The sequence below is a fragment of the Cellulomonas sp. ICMP 17802 genome (assembly GCF_041295535.1).
GTDB lineage: Bacteria > Actinomycetota > Actinomycetes > Actinomycetales > Cellulomonadaceae > Cellulomonas.
The window spans coordinates 1-21,219 of the sequence record NZ_JBGFQZ010000002.1 but is presented as its reverse complement, the minus strand read 5'-3'; the positions used below and the strand labels follow the sequence as shown (position 1 = coordinate 21,219).

Sequence of the window (21,219 nt, the reverse complement as noted above, 5' to 3'; positions counted from 1 at the left end):
TCACCCGAGCTGCGACGCCACCTCGGACGCCACGAGCTCCAGGTGGTCCAGGTCGTGCAGGTCGAGCACCTGCAGGTACACGCGCGTCACGCCGAGCTCGCGGTAGGAGCCGATCCGGTCGACCACCGCGCTCGGGGTGCCGGCGAACCCGACGGCCCGCACCTCGGTGACGTCGCGCCGGATCGCCGCCGCCCGGCGGGCCACCTCGGCGTCGTCGCGACCCGCGCACAGCACCTGGGCCACCGAGTACGTGAGGCTCGACGGGTCCCGGCCCGCCTCCTCGCACGCGGCCCGCACCGTGGCCACGCGGGCCTCGACGTCGGCCGGCGCGGGGAAGGACATGTTGAACTCGCTGGCGTACCGCGCGGCGAGCGCCGGGGTCCGCCTGGGGCCGTTGCCGCCCACGATCACCGGGACGCCCGCGCGCTCGGGGTCGAGCGGCGAGCGCTGGACCGGCTTGGGCAGCGCCGGCGAGTTGGTCAGCGTGTAGTGCGAGCCCTCGAACCCGTAGTGGGACCCGACCGGCGTCCCCCACAGGCCCGTGATCAGCTCCAGCTGCTCGGTCAGCAGGTCGAACCGCTTCTCGGGGAACGGGATCCCGTAGGCCGCGTGCTCCTGCGCGAACCAGCCCGCGCCCAGGCCCAGCTCGACCCGCCCGCCGGACATCTGGTCCACCTGCGCCACCTGGATCGCGAGGACCCCGGGGTGCCGGAACGTGGCCGACGACACGAGGGTGCCCAGCCGGATGCGGCTGGTCTCGCGCGCCAGCCCCGCCAGCGTGGTCCAGGAGTCCGTCGGGCCGGGCAGGCCGTCGCCGGTGCCGGAGCCGAGGTAGTGGTCGGACCGGAAGAAGCCCTCGAACCCGAGGTCCTCGGTCGCCCTGGCCACCGCGAGCTGGTCGTCGTAGGACGCCCCCTGCTGCGGCTCGGTGAAGATGCGCAGATCCATGCCGTCCACCCTCACACACGTCGGGGCGGCTCGCGGCGGGACGGTCGGGCGTGCGACGGTGGGCGGGTGAGCGTAGGAATCCCCGCCATCGTGTTCGGCCGCCACCCCGCCGACGAGCCGTTCTCCGTCGCGGACTGGCGTCGCCGCGTCGCGCAGATCTACGCCGACGTCCGGCGGCTCGCGCAGACCGACCCCGCCACGGCGCACGCCGTCTGGGTGCAGCGCCGCGACGAGCTGCTGGCCGAGCACCCGTCGTCGCCCCTGGACGCCGCCGCCAAGGCGTCGTTCGAGGGGCTCGCGGTGCCGCACTACGACCCCGCGTACCGGTTCGAGTGCGAGGTCCTCCCGGCACCGCCGCAGCGGCTGGACGTGAGCACGGGCAACGACGGCGTGGTGCCGTTCGAGCGCATCGGCACCGTCGAGCCGGGCGACCTGGGCAGCCTCGCGGTGTGGGTGCTCCGCGGGTACGCCGGCGGGCTGTTCGTGCCGGTGAAGGACGCGTCGCCCGACACCTACGGCGGTGGTCGGTACCTGCTGGACACCATCAAGGGCGCCGACCTGGGCATGGCGGGCGACCGCCTGGTGCTCGACCTGAACTTCGCGTACAACCCCTCGTGCGCCTACGACCCCGCGTGGGTGTGCCCGCTGGCCACCCGCGCCAACACCCTGACCGTGGAGATCCCCGTGGGCGAACGCGTGTTCCGATGAGTGCCGTCACGTCGATGTGGGCGTGGGACAACCCCGTCCCGGCCTCCGTCGACGCCCGCGGTCGCGGCTACGCGCCGGCCGAGCCCGCGGCACTGGTGGCCTTCTGCCAGGAGCGCGCCCTGCAGCGGGTGTTCCTCTCGGCCCCGTGGGCCGCCGACGAGGGGCCGGTGGGCGACTGGTTCGGCGCGGCGACCACCGCCCTCCAGGCCGCGGGCGTGGCCGTCGGTCCCCTGGGCGGCGACCCCGGCTGGCTCGGGCAGCCGTCGCTCGCGGTGACCTGGGCCCTCACGGCGCTGCGGGCCGGCCCGAGCGACAGCCTGCAGCTGGACGTCGAGCCGTGGGCCACCGCCGCCTGGGCCACCGACCGCGCCCGGGTCTGCGGGCAGTGGCTGGACCTGCTCGACGGCGTGCTCGCGGCGCTGCCGGCCGGCGTCACCCTGGGCGTCGACGCCCCGTGGTGGCTCGCCCACGAGCCGTGGGGCGACGGGACGCTGCTCGACGCGGTCCTGGCGCGTGCTGGCCGGGTGGGCGTGGTCGCGTTCAGCGACCACGCGCGCGGACCGGACGGGATCATCGCGCTGGCGGCACCCGCGGTCGTCGCGGCGTCGGCGGCCGGGCGCCCCTTCACGGTCGGGGTGGAGACGGACACCGCCCAGGTGGCCGGCGGCGCGCAGTTCACGTTCGTCGACGAGGGGCCGGCGGTCCTCGAGGCCGAGACCGAGCGGGTGCGGGACGCGTTCGCTCAGCTGGCCGGCTACGAGGGCGTCACGGTCGAGCACCACCGCGCCTGGCGCGCGCTGCTGGGCCTCGACTGACGTCCGACCTCAGACCTGGCAGCCCGGGCACCAGTAGAGCTTGCGCCCGGCCATCTCCTCGACCCCCACCGGGTCGCCGCTGACCAGGCAGGGCTCGCCGGTGCGGTGGTAGACCCAGTGGCGCAGGGCGGGGTCGGTCAGGGCGCTCTCGCGCTGGGCCGCGGACAGGTCCTCGCGGGTGATCATCACGCCCGTGCGGATGCCGTCGGCCAGCAGCACCGCCCAGTCGTCCCACAGCGCCCGGGCCACCTCCCGGGGGACCCGGCGGCCCGGCGTGTGCGGGTCCAGCCGCGCCCGGAACAGCAGCTCGGCCCGGTAGATGTTGCCGATGCCGGCGACCACCGACTGGTCCATCAGCAGCTGCCCGACCGCGACGTTCCGCGACGTGAGCCGGTCCACCATGACGCCGCCGGCGCGGTCGAGGTCGTCCGTCGAGGCCGGGTCGGGCCCCAGCCGCTCGATCGCCGCGGCCGCACCCCCGGGGTCGAGCACCTCGCACGCGGACGGGCCCCGCAGGTCGGCCACCGTCTCGGTCGACGCGAGCCGCACGCGCACCTGCCCCACCGGGTGCGGCGGGAACGACACGAGGCCGCCCTCGGCCGCAGGATCCTCGCGCTCGTCCTCCCCCATGCGCACCGCGCGCCGGAGCCGCGGCGCACCCATGCTGCCGACCGCGAACGAGCCCTCGGTCAGGGGCGTCAGCGACCCGTAGAAGTCCCACGCGCCGTACAGGCCCAGGTGCACGCGCAGCACGTCGCCGGACTCGAACGTGCAGAACAGCTGCTTGCCCACGGCGTCCGCGGACACCAGCACCTGCCCGTCGAGGCGCCCGGCACCGGCAGCGAACCGGCCCTGCGGCGAGCTCACGGCCAGCCGCCGGCCCACCAGGTCCGTGGACAGCTGGCGGGCGATGCGGTGGACGGTATGACCCTCGGGCACGCCCCGAAGGCTAGGCCACGCGCAGCCGCTCCGCCGCCGCGACCGCCGCCTGCGCCGCGGCGCCCGCAGCCACGGCCGCGCTCTTCTCGTGCTCCTCGTGCTCGAGCATCTGCTGCTGCGCGAGCGCGGCCGCCTCCAGCACGTCGGTGATCTCCGAGCCGAGCAGCTCGTGCCGCTCCAGCAGTGCGTCCCGCAGCGCCTCGACCAGGTGGCGGTGCCGGGACAGCAGCCGGCGCACGGTGCTGCGGGCCTCGTCCAGCACGGCCTCGAGCTGCGCGCGCGCCTGGGTGTCGCTGAGCACCGCGGACACCAGGTCGTGCGGCGTGGCGGCGAACGAGATGAGCGAGCCGGTCATGCCCGCGGCACCCACCATCTGCGCCGCGGTGCGGGTGGCGGACGCCAGGTCCCCGGCGGGACCGGTGCTGGTCTGGCCGAAGAAGAGCTCCTCGGCCACCCAGCCGCCCATCGCGATCTGCACCAGCGCCCGCAGGTCGTAGTGCGAGTGCGTCCAGACCTCCTCGCAGTCCGTGTGCGCGAGCAGCCCGAGGGCATCACCGCGCCGGATGATCGTCAGCACCTCGAGCGTGCGGTTGGGCGCCGCCAGCCACGCGGTGACCGCGTGCCCGGCCTCGTGCGTCGCGATCAGGACCTGCTCGGCGTGCGTGTACCGGACGGGCTGGCCGATGCCGACCATCTCGGTGATGCGCGCGTGCTCGACGTCCGCGTAGGACATGGTGAGCGAGCCGCGCCGCAGCGCGTTGACCAGCGCCTCGTCGAGCAGGTGCTCGATCATCACCGGCGTCCAGCCGTTGGTCGCGGCGGCGATGCGGTCCCGCACGACGACGTCGTCCAGCTCGACGTCGGTCGAGCGGCGGGCCAGGAAGTGGTCCACCAGCGCGCGCCGGCCGCCCGCGTCGGGGGTCGAGAACGTGAGCCGGCGGTCGAAGCGGCCCGGGCGCAGCAGCGCCGGGTCGAGGGAGTCGGCGCGGTTGGTCGCGGCGATGAGCAGGATCGGGGCCTTGCCCGGCTTGCGCTGCTTGAGCTGGCGGTGCGCCGGCAGGAACAGGTTGGCGCGGGCCAGGAACCAGTTGACGAACTTGTCCGACGGGGTGGGCTCGTCGAACGACTGCATCTGCACCAGCAACTCGTTGACCACGCCGCCGGTGCCCTCGCTGATGACGGCGTTGGTCACCGTCCGCGGCACCGGGAACGCGTCGAAGGGGCTCACGGCCGTCGCGGCCGAGGACAGGCCGCCGCGGCGGATCGCGATGGCGTCGATCTCCTCGATGAACCCGATCGCGCCGCCCTCGGTGCGGGCCGCCTTGCGCAGGGCCTTGAAGTACGCGCGGATCTTCTTCGCGGTCGCGCCGTAGTACATCGACTGGAACGACGTCGCCGACACGAAGAGGAACGGCACCCCGGCCTCCGCCGCCATCGCCTTGGCGGTCATCGTCTTGCCGGTGCCGGGCAGCCCCTCGAACAGCAGGCCGCGCCGCGGGGTGCCGCCCATCTGCTCGGCGAACTGGCGGTGCGTCTGGAACAGGTCGATCGACCGGCGCACGTCCTCCTTGACGGGGTCGATGCCGATGACGTCGTCCAGCCGGACGTCCACCTGCTCGGGCCGGTACACCACGTGCGGCGAGCGGGCCGAGCCCAGCTGGGTGGCCACCAGCAGGAGCAGCAGGGCCGCGAAGAACAGCACCGGCACGAGGATCAGCGGGTCGATCGTCGGCAGCGGGGGCACCAGCGGGCGGTTCATGAACGCGGTGATGATCACGTACGCCTGGACGGCGAACAGGACGGCCGACATCCGGTAGACGCGCCGGCGGCGGACCCGGTCACGCTCGAGCGCGATGTCGTGAGCGCCACGGCGGATGGGGGAGACGATCTCGTCGGCCACGGGCGTGCCTTTCCCTCGGCGCCTGGGATCAGACGACGCTGCGTCGCGGGAGGTGCGATCTGCTCATGGTGGGTCCGTCCGGGTGAGTCGGCAACATCGGACATATCGGACCACCCGAACGGTCCAACGCTCACCCGTTCGGGCGCGGCGCCGGGCTGCCGTCGCGTCAGGGTGCCGACCCGTGCCGCAGCCGCGCCACCTGCACCTGCAGGTACTCGCGCTCCGCCAGGCTGGTGGTCCCCCGCGACGCGCGGAGCAGCTGGTCGGCGGCCTCGGCGGGCCGGCCCGCCCGCTCCAGCAGGTGCCCGCGCACGGCGGCGAGGCGGTGGTGGCCGGCCAGCGGCTCGTCCAGCGTCGACAGGAGCGCGAGGCCGGCCTCGGGGCCGTGCACCATGGCGAGCGCGACCGCGCGGTTGAGGGTCACCATCGGGTTGCCGGTCGCGCGCTCGAGCAGCCCGTACAGCGCGAGCAGCTGGGGCCAGTCGGTCTCGTCGGCGGTGGGCGCCTCGTCGTGCACCGCCGCGATCGCGGCCTGCAGCTGGTACTCCCCGACGGCACCCCGCCCGAGGGCGTCCTCGACCAGCGCGACCCCCTCGGCGATCATCGCCCGGTCCCACAGCCCGCGGTCCTGGTCCGCCAGCGGCACCAGCTCGCCGTGCGGGCCCGTGCGCGCGGGCCGGCGCGCGTCGGTGAGCAGGACGAGCGCGAGCAGCCCGGTCACCTCGGGGTCGTCGGGGAGGCTCGCGTGCAGCGCGCGGGTCAGCCGCAGGGCCTCGCCGGCGAGGTCGGCGCGCGCCACCGCGGCACCCGTCGTGCTGGCGTAGCCCTCGTTGAACATCAGGTAGAGCACCCGGAGCACGGCGCGCAGCCGCCCGGGGTAGTCCGCCGCCGACGGCATCCGGAACGGACCGTCCAGCTCGCGCAGCGTCCGGCGCGCCCGGCTGAGGCGCTGCGCCATCGTCGCCTCGGGCACCACGAACGCCCGCGCGATCTCCGCGGTGGTCAGGCCGCCGACCGACCGCAGCGTCAGCGCCACGGCCGACGTCGGGCTGAGCGCCGGGTGGCAGCAGCCGAAGAGCAGGAGCAGCGAGTCGTCGGACTGCACGGCCTCGGCGCCCGCGTCCATCGTCGCGACGAGCTCCTCGCGGCGGCGGCGCGCGTCCTCGCTGCGGTACCGGTCCACCAGCTTGTGGTCACCCACCACCACGAGCCACGCGTGGGGGTTGGCGGGGACACCGCCGACCGGCCACTGTGTCGTGGCGGCCAGCAGGGCCTCCTGCAGGGCGTCCTCGGCATCGGCCAGGTCCCCCGACCGCCGGACCAGCACGCCGAGGACCTGCGGCGCCAGCTCGCGCAGCAGGTTCTCGACCGTCCGGTCCGCGGGGTCAGTCGACAGGAGAGGGAGCCTCCATCAGCGCGCGGACCTCGAACACCTGCTGGATCGGGACGCCGTCCGGCCCGGGTGCCGCCGACGCCCTCGCGGCGATCTCGACGGCCCGCGCCTCGTCCTGGACGTCGACCATCCAGTAGCCCGCCAGGAACTCCTTCGACTCGGGGAACGGCCCGTCGAGCACGACCGGCGCGGACACCCCGTCGCTGCGGACGAACTTGGCCGTGCCCGGCCACGCGAGCCCCTGGCCGTCGACGAGCTCGCCGCTGGCCACCAGCTCCGCGCCGAGGTCGTGCTGGAACTGGATGTGGCGCCGCACGTCCTCCGGCGCCCAGGTGTCGATCGGGGGGACGCCCTCGACGTGGTACGTCATCATCAGCATGTACTTCACGATGCGCTCCCGGTGCTCTCGTCCCTGCGGACTCTCTCACTGCTGGGTCGGAGCCGGCCGCCCGTCCTCGACACGCATCCTCCCGGGTTCTCGGCGTGTCCGTCATTCGGGATTCTCCGGCGAAGCCCTTGCCGGGCGCCGACCCGTTGCTACAACTCCGCCCTAGGTCACGAGCACCAGCGCGAAGCCCCGGCTCGCTGGTCAGCAACCCCTCCACGACGGGGTGCTCCGGGAGATGACCCGGCCGTGCCGACCGGCGCGGCAAGCGTGCAGCGAGAAGGAGCTCCACCGTGGTCCAGCAGCAAGCCCCCTCCGTCGTCGCCCTCGTGGGCAACCCTCGGCCCGAGTCGCGCACCCTCGCGGCCGCGACCCGCGTCGCCGGCCGGCTCGCCGAGGGTGAGCAGGTCGGCACCGTCGACCTGGCGACGATCGGCCACCAGCTGTTCACGGCGGACCGCTCCCTGCTCGATCCCGCGCTCGCGACGGTCTCGGCCGCCCGCCTGCTCGTCGTCGCGACCCCCGTCTACAAGGCCACCTACACCGGGCTGCTCAAGTCGTTCCTCGACCTGTACGGGCCGGACGGGCTCGCCGGGGTGGTCGCCGTCCCGCTCGTGGTCTCGGGCGGCCCGGCGCACCTGCTCGCCGGCGAGGTTCACCTGCGGCCGCTGCTGGTGGAGCTCGGGGCGACCGTGCCCACCCGCGCCCTGGCCGTCACGGAGGCCGACCTGGCCGACCTCGACGCCGCGATCGACCGCTGGCTCGAGCGCGCCGCCGCCCCGCTGCGCGCCGCCCTCGACCTCGCGGTCGTCCCGGCATGACCGCCGAGCTCCTCCGCGTGCTCGACGCCGACCTCGCGGAGCAGGACGAGCCGCAGCTGAGCCCGCAGGCCTACAAGGACGTGTTCCGCCGGCACCCGGCGGGCGTCGCCGTGGTGACCCTGCTCGACGACGAGGGCCGGCCGGTCGGGTTCACCGCCACGTCGGTCATCTCCGTGTCGGCCGAGCCGCCCCTGCTGGCGTTCTCGCTGGCGTCGACGTCGTCCTCGTGGCCGGCCCTCTCGCGGGCGCGCACGCTGGCGATCAGCTTCCTGTCGGCCGCGCAGGACGACGTGTCCGCGCGGTTCGCGACGAGCGGCATCGACCGGTTCGCCGCGGGCGGCTGGGCCGCGCTCGACACCGGCGAGCCGGTCATCGACGGCGCGGTGTCCTGGCTGCGGGGCCGTGTCGTGCAGCGCGTCCCCGTCGGCGGGTCGTACCTGATCTCGGTCCGCGCCCTGGCGCACGGCATCGCCGACGAGGCGCTGCCGCTCGTCTACCACGACCGCACCTACCACCGGATCGGCGACCACACGGCCGTCTGACCGACCCGCGACGATGCCCCGGTGGTGATCCACCGGGGCCTCGCTGCGTCCGGACGTCACGGCTGCGGCGGGCAGCGGCCGGGCCGCGGCGGCGGTCGGCATTCCGGCGTCGATGCAGGGATGAATGCACGACACGTGGTCCAGGAGCCCACGAAACTCGCATCCATCTCCGCATCGACGCGGGCGACCCCCGACGCGAACGGGGAGGCCTCACTGCCTGCGACGCGCAACGTCCGCACTCGTGCGGGCCAGGACCCACCGGAGTGCGGACACTGTGGTCGGGTGATGCGCAACGTCCGCACTCGTGGGGGTCAGGACCCGCCGGAGTGCGGACGTTGCGGGTGGGTCAGCGGGAGCCCGACGCCGCGGAGGCGCCCACCAGCTCGCCGGCGGCCGCGAGGCCCCAGGCGCGCGCGAGGAGCTCGTCCGAGCGGGCCGTGTCGGCGGGGTCGTGCGTGATGGTGGTGACCAGCAGCTCGTCGGCACCGGTCGCCCGGACCACGGCGTCGAGCCCGCGCACGACCGTCGACGGGTCGCCGACGATCCTCGTGTCGAGCCGGTCGCGCAGCAACGCGCGCTCGTCCTCGCCGCGCAGCTCCCACGGCGTCGTCGTCCCCGGCCGCGGGTACGGGATGGCGCTCGCGCCGCTGCGGATCGAGAGCACCCACTCGGCGAACGGGTCCGCCAGCTCGTCCGCCCGGGCCTGCGTGTCGGCGACGAGCACGTCGGCGGACACCACGACGTACGGCCGGTCGAGCACGCCCGGCGTGAAGGCCGCGCGATAGGCGGCGACCGTCTCCAGCACGGTCGCCGGGCTCACGTGGTAGTTCGCCGCGAGCGGCAGGCCCAGCTCGCCGGCCACGCGGGCGCTCTCCCCCGCGCTCGACGCCAGCACCCACAGGGCCAGGTCGGAGCCCTCGACGGCCGGGCTGGTGACGGACCGGTCGCCGGCGCGCGCGGTCCCGGCCTGCAGCGCGAGGACCGTGGACAGCTCGTCCCGGAACGGTTCCGGGGTGCGGCCCGCGGAGAGGAACTGCTGCTGCGCGACGAACCGCGCGCGCAGGTCCGGGTCGGCGAACGTGAACGGCGGCGCGGCCGGCACGAGGAGGCCGTCGACCACCCGGGCCTCGGTCGCCGACGCCGGCACCCGTCCGTTCCCCGGGGCCGAGGCGTCGGGTGCGGCGCTCGCGTCCTTGCCGGGCGGCGGGAACGACGCACGCCCGAGCCCGAGGTCCACGCGGCCGGGGTGCAGCGCCGCGACCGTCCCGAACTGCTCGGCCGCGACCGCCGGGCTGGTGGTGCCCAGCAGCACGGCGGCGGACCCCACGCGGATGGTCGACGTCGCGGACGCCGCGAGCGCGGCCAGCACGCCCGGCGCCGCGGAGGCCACGCCGGGCGCGAGGTGGTGCTCGGCGAACCAGACGCGCCGGTAGCCCAGCCGCTCGAGCCGCTGCGCCCGGTCGACGGCCGACCGCAGGGCCGCCGCGCCGGTGCTGCCGGCGGGCACGGGGGCGAGGTCGAGCACGGACAGGGGCACGGCACGGCGGGTCATCGGGTCTCCTGCAGGGCGGGGCGGGACAGGTGGAAGGCGGCGTGCGACGCCGAGACGGGGTCGTCGACGGGTTCCACGGCGAGGTCGGCGAGCACCCGGCCGATCGCGGGCGCGAACTTGAAGCCGTGGCCGGAGAACCCGGCGGCGACCACGAGCGGTCCGCGGCGGTCCAGGACGAAGTCGTGGTCGGGGGTCGTCGTGTAGGTGCACGAGATCGGGTGCGGCACGGTCGGGTCGACGCCCGGCAGCCACTGCGCGGCGTACTCCTGCAGCAGCGCGAGCTGCGTGGGCTCGGCCGTGAACGAGCGGCGGTCGGGGTCGGTCACCGGCCCGACGGCGTGGAACCCGACCTTGATGCCCTCGCCCGGGGTGCCCAGCCCGTAGGTGCCACTGGGCCACGGGTGGTCGCCGAGCGGCCGGTGCGTGAAGCTCGGCCAGGCGTCGACGGAGGGCGCCCCGACCAGCGGCGCGAAGTGGGCGGGCTGCTCCTGCGTGACGACGAGTGGGGGCGCCCCGCGGCCGAGCAGCACGGAGGTCCATGCGCCGACCGCCAGGACGGCGCTGCGGGCGTGCAGCGGCCCGTCGGAGCTCTCGACGAGCACGCCGTCGCCGGCCGCCGTCACCGAGAGGACCTGCACGCCGTGCCGCACGTCGGCGCCCAGCGCGGCCGCCGCGGACTGCAGGGCGGCGACGGCCCGGTCGGCATGCAGGCGGCCGGCGGTCCGCGTCTCGTGCAGCACGGTCCCCTCGAACCGCAGCCCCGGCCAACGCTCGTGCGCGGCCTCCGGCGAGAGCAGCTCGTGCGGGACGCCGCGCGCGACGAACGCCTCGAGCACGCCGGGCGACGCCTCGCCGTGGCTCACGCCGCCGGTCAGGGTCAGCACGCCCTCGAACGACCGCCACAGCTCGAGCGCCTCGGCCGCCAGGTCCAGGTACTCGGGCCGGTCGTACGTCTGCCGGTAGATCCGCGAGGCGCCGTGCGACGCCCCGTTCACGTGCCCGGGCGCGAACCGCTCGAGCAGCACGACGTCGCGGCCGCGGCGGGCCAGCTGCCACGCGGCGGCCGAGCCCATCACGCCACCGCCGATCACGAGGTGGTCGACGAGCTGCACGGGGTACCTCCAAGGGGGACGGGATGGTGGCCGGCCGGGCGTCCCCCGACCCCGACCGGCCACCGCGGAACGCTCGTGGGAGCGTCCGGTCTGTGCGGGGTCAGCTCGTCTTGGGCAGACCCGGCGGGTTGGTCTCGGGCTTCTCGATCGCCTCGGCCGACAGGCCCCAGCGGTCGAGGACCTCGGCGTAGGTGCCGTCGTCGAACGCGTGCTGCAGGGCGGCCGTCACGGCCGGTGCGAGGTCGGACCCCTTGAGCGTGGCCACGGCGATCTGCGCCGTCAACGGCCAGCCGCCGTTGAGGGTGCCGACGACCTTGAACTGGTCCGGTGCCGTCGCCGCGCTGTACGCGAGGCTGGCGTTGGGACCGACGTAGGTGTCGAGCCGGCCGGACTGCACCGCGAGGAGCACGTCGGAGTAGTTCTCGTAGTACTCCGGCTCGCCGCCGTTGATCGGCTCGAGGCCCTTGTCGATGTTCTCCTGGTTCCAGGCCAGCAGGATCTTCTCCTGGTTGGTGCCGGAGCCGACGCCGATCGTGAGGCCCGCGATGTCCTTGGGCTCCTTGATCTCCTTGACCTTGCTGGAGGCGCTGGTCAGCCAGCCGAGCTGGTCGTTGCGGTACGACGAGAAGTCGTAGAGCTCCTTGCGCTCCTCGGTCACGGTGACGTTGGAGATCACCGCGTCGACGTCGCCCGACTGCAGGGCGAGCGGCCAGTCGGCCCACGCCTTCTGCTCGAGCTCGAGCTTGAGGCCGAGAGCGTCGGCGACGAGGCTGGCGATGTCGGTCTCGTTGCCGATCGGCGTCTTCTCGTCGTCGGCGAGGAACCCGAGCGGCGGCGCAGCACCGGCCGTGGTGGCGACCTTGAGCACGCCCGACTCCTTGACGTCGGCCGGGAGCAGCGCGATGGCGTCCTCCGCCTTCGTCGTGTGGATCCGGTCCTGGTCGGGGCTCGTGCTGATCTGGAGGCCCGCGGCGGACGCCGCGGGGGTGGCGGCGGCGTCGGCGTCGCTGTCCGCAGAGGCCGATCCGGCGCAGGCCGCGAGCGCCAGCAGGGGCACGAAGGCCAGTGCGCTCACAGCACGTCGGAAGGTCGTGGTCACGGGGGTCTCTCTCTCGGTCGGGAGCGCACGGGGCGCGCTCGTCACGCCGTCCGCAGGGTGCGGGCGACGAAGAACTAGGGGGTCAGAGCACCTTGTCGAGGAAGGCGCGGGTGCGTGGGTGCTGCGGGTTGTCGAGCACCTGGCTCGGCGTGCCCTGCTCGAGGATCTGCCCGCCGTCGATGAAGACGACGCTCGTCGCCACCTCCCGGGCGAAGCCGATCTCGTGCGTGACGACGATCAGGGTGGTGCCGGTCGCCGCGAGGTCGCGGATGACGTCGAGCACCTCGCCGACCAGCTCGGGGTCGAGCGCGGAGGTCGGCTCGTCGAAGAGCACGACCGCCGGCTTGACCGCGAGCGCCCGGGCGATCGCCACGCGCTGCTGCTGCCCGCCGGACAGCTGCCGGGGGTAGGCGTCGGCCTTGTCCGAGAGCCCGACCCGGGCGAGCAGCTCGCGCGCCTCGGCCTCGACCTCGCCGCGCGGCCGCTTCTGCGCCGAGACCGGCGCCTCCACGACGTTCTCCAGCGCGGTCAGGTGCGGGAACAGGTTGAAGTTCTGGAAGACGAACCCGATCCGGGTCCGCTGCACCAGGACGTCCTTCTCCTTGAGCTCCTGCAGGGCGCCGTCGGACCGGCGGCGGTAGCCGATGAGGTCGCCGTCGACCGAGATGGAGCCGCGGTCGACCTTCTCCAGGTGGTTGATGGCGCGCAGCAGGGTCGACTTGCCCGACCCCGACGGCCCGAGGATCACGGTCACCTCGCCCGGCTGGACCGTGAGGTCCACGCCGTCGAGCACCTCGAGCGTGCCGTAGGCCTTGTGCACGCCCCGGACCTCGACCAGGCCGGCGGCCATCAGAGCGCTCCGTCGTTGCTGCTCGTGCGGACCAGCACGTTGCGCGCCTGGCGCCCGTACCCGGGTGGCAGGTCGGCCGGCAGCGGGCGTCCGCTCACCCGCGTCCACCCGATCCCGACGCTCCAGCGGGCACGCTGCAGCGGCGTCGGCGGCAGCTGCCGCAGCGCGCCCTTCGCGTAGTGCCGCTCCACGTAGTACTGGATGACGGTGATCACCGTGGTGACGACGAGGTACCAGATGCCCGCGACGATGAGCAGCGGGACCACGCGCTGGTTGCGGCCGTAGATGACGCCGACGATGTAGAACAGCTCGCCGTAGGCCAGGACGTAGACCACGGACGTGCCCTTGACCAGGCCGATGATCTCGTTCACGGCCGTCGGCACGATGGTGCGCATGGCCTGCGGCAGGATGATCCGACGCTGCTGACGGGACCGCGGGAGCCCGAGCGCGGCGGCCGCCTCGTGCTGGCCCTGGTCGACGCCGAGGATGCCGCCGCGGACGATCTCGGCGGCGTACGCGGCCTGCGACAGCCCCAGCCCGAGCACCGCGGCGCCGAACTTGTCGATCACGTCGAGCGTGTCGAAGCCGACGAACGACGGCCCGAACGGGACACCGAGCGTGAGGGTCGGGTAGAGGTACGCGAGGTTGTACCAGAGCAGCAGCTGCAGGATCAGGGGCACGGACCGGAACACCCAGATGTAGGCCCACGACACCGACCGCAGCAGCGGCGAGCGCGACAGCCGCATGAGCGCGAGCACGGCCCCGAGCCCGAAGCCGAGCACCGCCGACGCGAACGTGAGCCGCAGCGTGCCCCAGAGCCCGTCGAGGACGGACGGCCAGGTCAGGTACTGCCAGACGACGGACCACTCCCAGCGCGGGTTGGTCACCAGCGAGCTGACGACCATCGCGAGCAGCACCGCGACGACGGCGGTGGCGACCCAGCGGCCGGGGTGGCGGGCCGCGACGACCCGCGGCTCGTCGGCGCGGGGGAGGACGGGCGGTGGGGACAGGACCAGGGACTCGTCCTGGTGGAGGAAGGCGGTGGACACGGTCACTCCGAGGGGGTGGGAGACGGACGGGACGGGGGCGCGTCCGTACAGAGCCACTTCTCGAACGCCAGCGGCCCGACGGGGTCCGCGGCGACGTCGAACAGCGGCGTGAACCCCGTCGCCAGGTACAGCGCGGCGGCCTCGGGCTGCCGCGGACCCGTGGTCAGGTACAGCCGCTGGTAGCCGGCCGCGACGGCCCGGGCCTCGAGCTCGACCAGCACCCGGCGGGCCAGCCCGCGGCGGCGGTGCGCGGAGCTCGTCCAGATGCGCTTGTACTCGGCGGTCCGGACCGTCGGCAGCCCGTCGGCGTCGCGCGTGCCCGGCCGGGTGAGCAGCGCGGCGTCCCCCAGCTCGGGCTCGGCGCGCAGCCGGAACGCGCCGCCCGCGACGGCCACGCCGTCGTCGAGCAGCAGGATCAGGTCGCCGTCGGGCGCCGCGAACTGCGGGGCCGGGTACCGCTCGAGCTCCTGGCGCAGGTCGTCGGCGGTGAAGTCGTCGCCGTACCGGGTCAGGTACTCGTGCGCGAGCTCGTCCAGCATCGGCCGCACGGCGTCGTCGAGCAGGCCGAAGGAGCGGACCGTGAGCGTGGTGGTGGTCGTCATGTCAGGCCGTCGCGGCGTAGCGGGCGGCGGCGAGCGGGAGGCCGAGCGTGTCGCGCAGCGTGGCGCCCGGGTACCCGAGGCGGAACCGGTCCGCCGCACGCAGCAGCGGGACGACGCCGTCGACGAGCGCAGGCAGGTCGGTGTGCACGGACGACGGGCGGACCACGAAGCCGTCGGCGATCTCGTCGTCCACCCACGTGGAGACCAGCTCCGCGAAGCCCGCGGTGGTGCCGACGAACGACAGCGTGCCGGCGTCGACGCCCTCGAGCTCGGCCAGCATCTCGTGCCGGGCCTGCGCGCTCGCCCGGTCCGGGCCGACGACGAGGTGGGTGTCGACCAGCACGCGCACGTCGCGCGGGTCACGACCGGCCGCGGCGACCGCCGCACGCACCCGGGCGCGGGCCTGCGCCGCCTCGTCGGGACCCGTGACGCGCACCCGCACCACGTCCGCGTGCCGGCCGGCCAGCTCGGTGGCCGCGGGGCTGTCCGCCCGCACCACGACCGGCGGGCGTCCCTGCGGAGGACGGGGTGCCGCGGTCGGGGGCGCGGCGGCGAAGTGCACGCCGTCGTGCGCGACGAACCGGCGGCGTGCCGACGGCGCCTCGGCGCTCTCGTCCCACCGGTCCCAGTGCCGGCCGACGACGCCGGCCGCCTCGGCGGCGGCCGCGACAGCCGCGGACTGCACCGCGGACGAGCGCGGACCCGCGGTCGGCACGTCGTCGATCCGGGTGTCCCAGCCCACCTGCCAGCCGGCGCGCCCGTGGCTCGCGTGGTCGATGGTCGCGACGGCCTTGGCCACGTGGGCCGCCGCCGTGTGCGTCGTGCCGACCGTGGACACCAGGCCGATGCCGGTGGTGCGGGGTGCCAGGCGCGCGGCGACAAGGGCCGCGTCGAGCCGGCCCTGCAGCGTGGTGCTGCGGCTCGGGTGCAGCGCGAAGTCGTCGTCGAACACCACGAAGTCGAGCGCGCCGCGCTGGGCGACGGTGACGAGCTCGAGCAGGCGGGCCGCGTCGAACAGGCGCTGGCCCCGCGAGCCGTGGTCGCGCCACGCGGCGGCGTGGGCGCCGGTGTCGCTGAGGTCGATGCCGAGATGGGCGTGCCGAGACATGGGTGTTCCGTTCCGGGTGCAGGTTCTGGGCGCGCCTCACCGAGCGCCGAGCGCTTCGGGGTACGCGTCGCGCGCCCCGGTCGCGGGGCGTGCGGAGGGGTGGGTCAGCCGGTCAGCGGCGACAGAGGGCCGGACAGGAACGCGTCAGCATCGAGCGGGTGGAGACCCCGGTCGCGTCCATGGTCCGTCCCTTCGTCCCGACGGTCGTCGGGGCTCGCATGTTGTCGACGGCGGCTGGAGCCACCGCGACCAGGTCCTCACCCGGGGCACCCCGCCATGCGGAGGGTTGCCATCCAGCTAGCCGGGGCTTCGCACTGGAAATCTTGACCTTATTGGTAGGGAATTTAGATCGGCGCCGCGGAGGCGTCAAACACCCGACCACATCGTGAGACCTGTGTCCCGACACGCGGGCGCTTTGCCGGATCACGTGCCGCGGCGCACGATGACCTCTCGGGACGAGAGGGGGCACGGTGGCACGAACGACGCTGACGGCCCTCCTCGCGGCCGCGGTCCTGGTCGTGACCGGGGCGTGCGCACCCGCGCCGGCCGGGGCGCCGGCCGCCCCCGTCGTCGTGGCACCCCCCGTCCCGGTGGCGAAGGCCGCCCCGCCGGCCGTCCCCGCGCCGCCGCCGGCGGACCTCGCCGCGCTGCCGGTGACCGATCCGCTGCACGTCGTCCCCGGCCTGCCCGGCACGGACGGGCTCGGCCCGCGCGCGAGCGACGACCCGGCACTGGGCCGGTGGCAGACCGCCGTCGTGGTGCGCGACACCGCCGCGCGCGTGGCCCCCGCCGGGGCCGCCGTCGCCGTCGTCCCCGTCCTCACGCTCGAGGTCCGCACCACGCTGCCGGTGATCGACCGGCACGGGCGCTGGCTTCGGGTCATGCTCGCCACCCGCGGGGCGCTGCCCAGCCAGGACCCGGCGCAGGTCAACGGCCGCAGCGCCTGGATCGACTCCGCCGACACCGAGGCCGCCGGCACCAGCTGGACCGTCCAGGTGGACACGGCGGCGCAGACCATCACGGTCGACGACGGCACGGCGACGCGGGTGTTCCCCACCACGGCGACCGGCAGCCCCGACAAGCCGACCCCGCACGTCCCCGCGTTCCTCGTCGGCACGCACTGGCTGGAGCCCGGCACCACGACGCCGCGCGTGCTGCTGCTCTCGACCCAGAGCGAGACGATGGACGACTACGACAAGGTGACCCACACGTCCGCCACGGCGATCCACACCACGACGCTGCGGGGCAGGGGTGAGGTGTCGAACGGGTGCGTGCGGGTGGCCGACGACGTCCTCGACCTCCTCTGGCAGGCGCCCGCCGGGACCGTCGTCACGACGGTCGGCTGACCGCTCGACGCGCGCGCGACCGCCGACGCCCCTAGCCTCCGGGGATGCGACCGCTCCCGCTCCGCCGCCGTGCGCTGCTGCGCGCCGCGGCGTTCGGGCTCGCGTTCACCGTCCCCGTCGCCGTTCTCGCCTACGTCGTGCGCGCGCAGGTGGAGGACGTCCTGCGGCTCGACCGGCAGGCGATCCAGGCGGCCACGGACTTCACGCGGGCGCACCCCGGCCTCGAGCAGGCGCTGATCGTCTGGCAGCAGGCCTTCCAGGCGAAGTGGGTCAACCTCGCCGCGACGCTCGTCTGCGTCTGGGTGTGGCGACGCCACGGCCTGACCACCCGGGCGCTGTGGGCGTTCCTCACGATCATGGCCGCCTGGGCCGTGCAGCTCGGGGCGAAGGGGCTCGTGCAGCGGGCGCGACCCGTGGTCGACGACGCCCTGGAGCACGCGCCCGGCTCCAGCTTCCCGTCCGGGCACGCGACGAACATCGCCGCGGTGGCCCTCACGCTCACCCTGCTGGTCTGGCCGCTGCTGGGCCGCCGCGGCCGGGTCGTCGTCCCGGCCGTCGCGGCCACGACCGTCCTGCTCACCGGCCTCGACCGCGTGCTGCTCGGCGTGCACTACCCCTCCGACGTCGTCGCAGGGTTCGCCCTCGGGACGGCCCTCGCGGGCGCGTCCTACCTCGGCTACAGCGGCTGGTCCGCGACGGCCCCCGCCCCGGAGACGTGATGCACACCTTCCTGCACCGCTACGAGCTCGACACGTCCGCCCCCACCGGCAAGGAGGCGTGGCGGGACTTCGCCGTCCGCGTGCTGCTGCCGGTGGTCGGCCTCTGGGTGGTCGTCGTCGGCGTCGGGTTCCTCATCACGGGCCCGCTGGGCGGGCTGCCGAGCGAGGGCGCGGTCAACCGGTGGTTCGTGTCGGTGCGCACGCCCGCGCTGAACTCGGTGACGGCCGTCCTGTCGGGGATCGGCACCACCGAGTTCATCATCGGCGCGTGCGTGCTGTTCGTGGCGCTGTTCTGGTGGCGCACCAAGCAGTGGTGGCTCGCGATCGTGCCGGCGCAGGCCATCGCGGTGCAGGCCCTGGTCTTCATGACGGCCGCGCTCGTGGTGGGCCGCGAGCGCCCCGACGTCGAGCACCTCGACGACTCGCCGCCCACCTCCGCGTACCCGAGCGGGCACACCGGTGCGTCGACCGCGTTCTACGTCACGCTCGCGATGGTGGCGCAGCGGATCGGCAACCCGGTCGCGCGCGGCGTGGTCACGGTGCTCTGCCTGCTCGTCCCGATCTCGGTGGGCACCGCCCGCCTCTACCGCGGCATGCACAGCCCGACGGACGTGACGATGGGCGCCCTCAACGGGCTGGTCTGCGCGTTCCTCGCCTGGAACTACCTGCGCCGGGACGTCTCCGGGGCCGGCGTCGGCACGGGGGCCGAGCGCGCCCGCGTCGACCAGCACTGATCCGCCCGGCACCGCGCGTGGCCGGCCCAGCCCTCGGGCGGCGCGATGTGAGCGTTAACAAACCGTGATCTCGAGGTCTTGACCGATCCGTCCCGACCTGTGCTTAATCGTTGCCTACCGGGTGATGTATCGATACACCATCAGGGTTCGACGACGAGCCGGGCGGAGGTGCGCGATGGGGCGACGACCGATCTCAGCGCGTGCTCTCGCGCAGCACCAGGCGCGGCACGGGCATGACGACCTGCGGCTCCACGGGGTCCGGGGAGCCGATGCGGCGCAGCAGGAGCTCGACGATCGCGTCGGCCATCGCGTCGTTGTCGGGCTCGACGGACGAGAGCCGGGGCACGGAGAACTCGCCCTCGTCGACGTTGTCGAAGCCGACCACCTGCACGTCGCCCGGCACCGACCGGCCCACGTCCGCCAGGCCGCGGAGCACCCCGAAGCCGACCACGTCCGTGATGGCCAGGATGCCGTCGACCTCGGGCCGCTCGGTCAGCAGCCGCTGCACCGCGTCGCGGGCGGCGCCCATGTCGAGCTCGTCCAGCTCGACCACGAGGGCGGGGTCGGCCGCGACGCCGGCGTCCTCGTGCGCCGTGCGCCAGCCCTCGGTGCGCAGGGTCACGACGTCGCGCTCGGCGCGGCCCAGCGTCCCGCCCACCATGGCGACGTGCCGCGCGCCGCTCGCGAGCAGGTGCCCGACCGCGAGCCTGGCGCCGCCGACGTTGTCCATCAGCACGTGGTCGAAGGTCGCCGGGACGTCGCGCTCGCCGATCAGCAGCGCGGGCCGGCCGAGCTCGATGCGGCGCAGGTCGTCCGGGGTCAGGCCGGTCACGCTGAGCACCACGCCGTCGTAGAGCTGCACGCGCTCCTTGGCCACCGAGCTGAGCTGCCGCTCGCGCAGGGCGCCGGTGCGCTCCACGGCGAGGTGCATGCCGTGGCTCTCCACCCGGTCGGCCAGGCGGCGCGCGAGCTGGCCGAAGTACGGCCGCTCGAGCTCGGGCACCAGCAGCCCGATGGCGCCGGTGCGGCCCACGCGCAGGTAGCGCGCCGCGAGGTTGACCTCGTAGCCCAGCTCGTCGATCGCCTGCAGCACGCGCAGCCGCGTCGGCGCCCCCACCCGGTTCCTGCCGTTGACCACGTTCGACACGGTGATCTTGGACACGCCTGCGGCCTTGGCGACGTCGTCCATGGTGACCACCCCCCCATCTTGGTGCCCCGCGACGCCCGCGGTGTGCCAGGCACCACCCGACTCACCCCACCGATCGAGGAGACCTCCCGATGAAGCGACGCTCCCGGATCGCCGCGGCCCTGACGGCCGTCGCGACCCTCGCCCTGACCGCGACCGCCTGCAGCGGCGGGTCCGGCGGCGACAGCGATGCCCTCACGTTCCTGTCCTGGAGCGGCGAGGAGGTGATGGCCCCCGTCGTGGCGGAGTTCGAGAAGGAGCACCCCGACATCAAGGTCAAGGTCTCCTACGCGCCGCCGGTCGCCGAGTACATCCAGGCCCTGCAGACGCGCGTGCTGTCCAACACCGCACCGGACGTCTTCGTCATCGCGGCGGAGAACAAGACCAACCTCATCGAGGGCAAGCACGTGGTCGACCTGTCCGGCGAGCCGTGGATGTCCACCATCCCGGAGTTCAACCAGAAGACCTACAGCTCGGGCGACGCGGTGTACGGCGCCTCGACGTCCACCTGGGGCGCCGGGATCATGTACAACGAGGAGCTCCTGGCCCAGGTGGGCGCCGACGGCGTCCCGACCACGTGGGACGAGTTCCTGGACCTCTGCCAGCAGCTCAAGGACGCGGGCATCACCCCGTACCTCGAGGACCTCTCGCAGATGCCGACCATCGTGTCGTCGTTCGTCGGCGCCAAGAACGCGGCCGAGGGCTTCGGCATGGACAAGGCCATCTTCGACGGCACGTCGACGTTCAAGGACGAGTGGACCGAGCCGCTCACCCAGTTCAACCGCCTCTACGCCGAGGGGCTGGGCGACCCGAACACGGTCGGCCTGACCGGCGACCAGGTGTTCGACGAGTTCGCCAACGGCCGCGTCGCGATGATCACGTCCGGCCCGTGGAACGTCACGCCGCTCAAGGAGGCGGCGCCGGACATGAAGTTCGCCATCGCCCCGATCCCGGCCGCGCCCGACGGCGACCCCTACCTCGCTGGTGCGGCGAGCCCCGGCTACGCCATCAACGCCCAGTCGGACAAGATCGAGCAGGCCAAGACGTTCCTCGAGTTCCTGGTCAGCGCGCAGGGCGTCGAGGCGTTCCAGAAGCTCTCGGCCGACATCACGGTCACGTCGGACTTCCAGCCGACCGTGGACCCTTCGCTCGACGCCATCGTGGAGGACGTCCGCGCCGGCAACGTGTACCTGCCGATGATCGCCTGGACGCGCTCGGAGGACGTGCTCAACGTCGAGGCCGTCGCGCAGATCCAGCAGATGGTGCAGGGCACGGTGACGCCGGAGCAGGCGGCCGCCGCTCTGGACCAGAAGCTCGCCAGCTCCTGACGACCCGGCCGGGGGGGGGGGGGGGGGGGGCCCCCCCCCCCCCCCCCCCCCCCCCCCCCCCCCCCCCCCCCCCCCCCCCCCCC

Annotated in this window: 21 protein-coding genes and 2 riboswitches; of the genes, 8 read left to right on the top strand and 13 right to left on the bottom strand. The window is 74.4% G+C overall.

What is annotated here, in order from left to right; genetic code table 11:
- Complete coding sequence (locus tag AB5970_RS03675) at nt 1–948, bottom strand: LLM class F420-dependent oxidoreductase (RefSeq protein ID WP_370502554.1); 948 nt, start codon at nt 946–948, stop codon at nt 1–3.
- A gap of 66 nt (nt 949–1,014) precedes the next feature.
- Here AB5970_RS03675 and AB5970_RS03670 point away from each other — a divergent pair, with 66 nt between their 5' ends.
- A complete protein-coding gene (locus AB5970_RS03670) occupies nt 1,015–1,656 on the top strand; it encodes a DUF1684 domain-containing protein (RefSeq protein ID WP_370502553.1) in 642 nt (213 codons plus the stop codon).
- Complete coding sequence (locus AB5970_RS03665; protein ID WP_370502552.1) at nt 1,653–2,471, top strand: hypothetical protein; 819 nt, start codon at nt 1,653–1,655, stop codon at nt 2,469–2,471. Before AB5970_RS03670 ends, AB5970_RS03665 begins: the two co-directional genes overlap by 4 nt.
- Nucleotides 2,472–2,480: 9 nt before the next feature.
- Here the strand turns inward: AB5970_RS03665 and AB5970_RS03660 are convergent, their stop codons facing one another.
- From AB5970_RS03660 to AB5970_RS03645, 4 genes are all read right to left on the bottom strand, one after another.
- The gene (locus AB5970_RS03660) at nt 2,481–3,410 is read right to left on the bottom strand and encodes an Fpg/Nei family DNA glycosylase (RefSeq protein ID WP_370502551.1); all 930 of its coding nucleotides are present in this window, start codon (nt 3,408–3,410) and stop codon (nt 2,481–2,483) included.
- A 10-nt stretch (nt 3,411–3,420) separates the two neighbouring features.
- Nucleotides 3,421–5,310 carry an AAA family ATPase gene (locus tag AB5970_RS03655; protein ID WP_370502550.1) on the bottom strand — a complete coding sequence of 630 codons (1,890 nt, stop codon included), beginning with the start codon at nt 5,308–5,310 and terminating at the stop codon, nt 3,421–3,423.
- 166 nt (nt 5,311–5,476) lie between these two features.
- Nucleotides 5,477–6,658, bottom strand: coding sequence for an RNA polymerase sigma factor (locus AB5970_RS03650; protein WP_370502839.1), 1,182 nt, complete (start codon nt 6,656–6,658; stop codon nt 5,477–5,479).
- Nucleotides 6,659–6,695: 37 nt separating this feature from the next.
- Nucleotides 6,696–7,082 (bottom strand): YciI family protein, encoded by a 387-nt coding sequence (locus AB5970_RS03645; protein WP_370502838.1) that lies wholly within the window; start codon nt 7,080–7,082, stop codon nt 6,696–6,698.
- A gap of 174 nt (nt 7,083–7,256) precedes the next feature.
- A riboswitch (SAM riboswitch) is annotated at nt 7,257–7,365 on the top strand.
- Nucleotides 7,366–7,381: 16 nt separating this feature from the next.
- Here AB5970_RS03645 and AB5970_RS03640 point away from each other — a divergent pair.
- Both AB5970_RS03640 and AB5970_RS03635 read left to right on the top strand, forming a co-directional pair.
- The gene (locus AB5970_RS03640) at nt 7,382–7,909 is read left to right on the top strand and encodes an NADPH-dependent FMN reductase (protein ID WP_370502549.1); all 528 of its coding nucleotides are present in this window, start codon (nt 7,382–7,384) and stop codon (nt 7,907–7,909) included.
- Entirely contained in the window at nt 7,906–8,451 is a 546-nt protein-coding gene (locus tag AB5970_RS03635; RefSeq protein WP_370502548.1) for a flavin reductase family protein, read from the top strand. Before AB5970_RS03640 ends, AB5970_RS03635 begins: the two co-directional genes overlap by 4 nt.
- 346 nt (nt 8,452–8,797) lie before the next feature.
- On the opposite strand, the gene AB5970_RS03630 is transcribed toward AB5970_RS03635, so the two are convergent.
- The 7 genes from AB5970_RS03630 to AB5970_RS03600 all read right to left on the bottom strand — a co-directional run bounded on the left by AB5970_RS03630 (nt 8,798) and on the right by AB5970_RS03600 (nt 15,823).
- Nucleotides 8,798–10,003 carry an LLM class flavin-dependent oxidoreductase gene (locus tag AB5970_RS03630; protein ID WP_370502547.1) on the bottom strand — a complete coding sequence of 402 codons (1,206 nt, stop codon included), beginning with the start codon at nt 10,001–10,003 and terminating at the stop codon, nt 8,798–8,800.
- Nucleotides 10,000–11,115 carry an FAD-dependent oxidoreductase gene (locus tag AB5970_RS03625; RefSeq protein WP_370502546.1) on the bottom strand — a complete coding sequence of 372 codons (1,116 nt, stop codon included), beginning with the start codon at nt 11,113–11,115 and terminating at the stop codon, nt 10,000–10,002. The genes AB5970_RS03630 and AB5970_RS03625 overlap by 4 nt, the downstream gene beginning before the upstream one ends.
- A gap of 100 nt (nt 11,116–11,215) precedes the next feature.
- A complete protein-coding gene (locus AB5970_RS03620) occupies nt 11,216–12,214 on the bottom strand; it encodes an ABC transporter substrate-binding protein (protein WP_370502545.1) in 999 nt (332 codons plus the stop codon).
- A gap of 82 nt (nt 12,215–12,296) precedes the next feature.
- A complete protein-coding gene (locus AB5970_RS03615; protein ID WP_370502544.1) occupies nt 12,297–13,064 on the bottom strand; it encodes an amino acid ABC transporter ATP-binding protein in 768 nt (255 codons plus the stop codon).
- On the bottom strand, nt 13,064–14,113 hold the full coding sequence (locus AB5970_RS03610) for an amino acid ABC transporter permease (RefSeq protein WP_370502543.1): 1,050 nt from the start codon (nt 14,111–14,113) through the stop codon (nt 13,064–13,066). Before AB5970_RS03610 ends, AB5970_RS03615 begins: the two co-directional genes overlap by 1 nt.
- Before the next feature lie 2 nt (nt 14,114–14,115).
- A complete protein-coding gene (locus AB5970_RS03605) occupies nt 14,116–14,715 on the bottom strand; it encodes a GNAT family N-acetyltransferase (RefSeq protein WP_370502542.1) in 600 nt (199 codons plus the stop codon).
- A 1-nt stretch (nt 14,716) separates the two neighbouring features.
- Nucleotides 14,717–15,823, bottom strand: a complete 1,107-nt coding sequence (locus tag AB5970_RS03600) for an LLM class flavin-dependent oxidoreductase (RefSeq protein ID WP_370502541.1) — start codon at nt 15,821–15,823, stop codon at nt 14,717–14,719.
- Nucleotides 15,824–16,035: 212 nt separating this feature from the next.
- A riboswitch (SAM riboswitch) is annotated at nt 16,036–16,152 on the bottom strand.
- Nucleotides 16,153–16,293: 141 nt separating this feature from the next.
- On the opposite strand from AB5970_RS03600, the gene AB5970_RS03595 reads away from it, so the two are divergent.
- The 3 genes from AB5970_RS03595 to AB5970_RS03585 are packed head-to-tail and all read left to right on the top strand — an operon-like array spanning nt 16,294 to nt 18,622.
- The gene (locus tag AB5970_RS03595) at nt 16,294–17,169 is read left to right on the top strand and encodes a L,D-transpeptidase (protein WP_370502540.1); all 876 of its coding nucleotides are present in this window, start codon (nt 16,294–16,296) and stop codon (nt 17,167–17,169) included.
- A gap of 44 nt (nt 17,170–17,213) precedes the next feature.
- Nucleotides 17,214–17,888 (top strand): phosphatase PAP2 family protein, encoded by a 675-nt coding sequence (locus AB5970_RS03590; protein WP_370502539.1) that lies wholly within the window; start codon nt 17,214–17,216, stop codon nt 17,886–17,888.
- On the top strand, nt 17,888–18,622 hold the full coding sequence (locus tag AB5970_RS03585) for a phosphatase PAP2 family protein (RefSeq protein WP_370502538.1): 735 nt from the start codon (nt 17,888–17,890) through the stop codon (nt 18,620–18,622). Before AB5970_RS03590 ends, AB5970_RS03585 begins: the two co-directional genes overlap by 1 nt.
- Nucleotides 18,623–18,815: 193 nt before the next feature.
- Here AB5970_RS03585 and AB5970_RS03580 read toward each other — a convergent pair whose 3' ends face one another.
- On the bottom strand, nt 18,816–19,811 hold the full coding sequence (locus AB5970_RS03580) for a LacI family DNA-binding transcriptional regulator (RefSeq protein ID WP_370502837.1): 996 nt from the start codon (nt 19,809–19,811) through the stop codon (nt 18,816–18,818).
- Nucleotides 19,812–19,900: 89 nt separating this feature from the next.
- On the opposite strand from AB5970_RS03580, the gene AB5970_RS03575 reads away from it, so the two are divergent.
- Complete coding sequence (locus AB5970_RS03575; RefSeq protein ID WP_370502537.1) at nt 19,901–21,136, top strand: ABC transporter substrate-binding protein; 1,236 nt, start codon at nt 19,901–19,903, stop codon at nt 21,134–21,136.
- Nucleotides 21,137–21,219 lie beyond the last annotated feature (83 nt).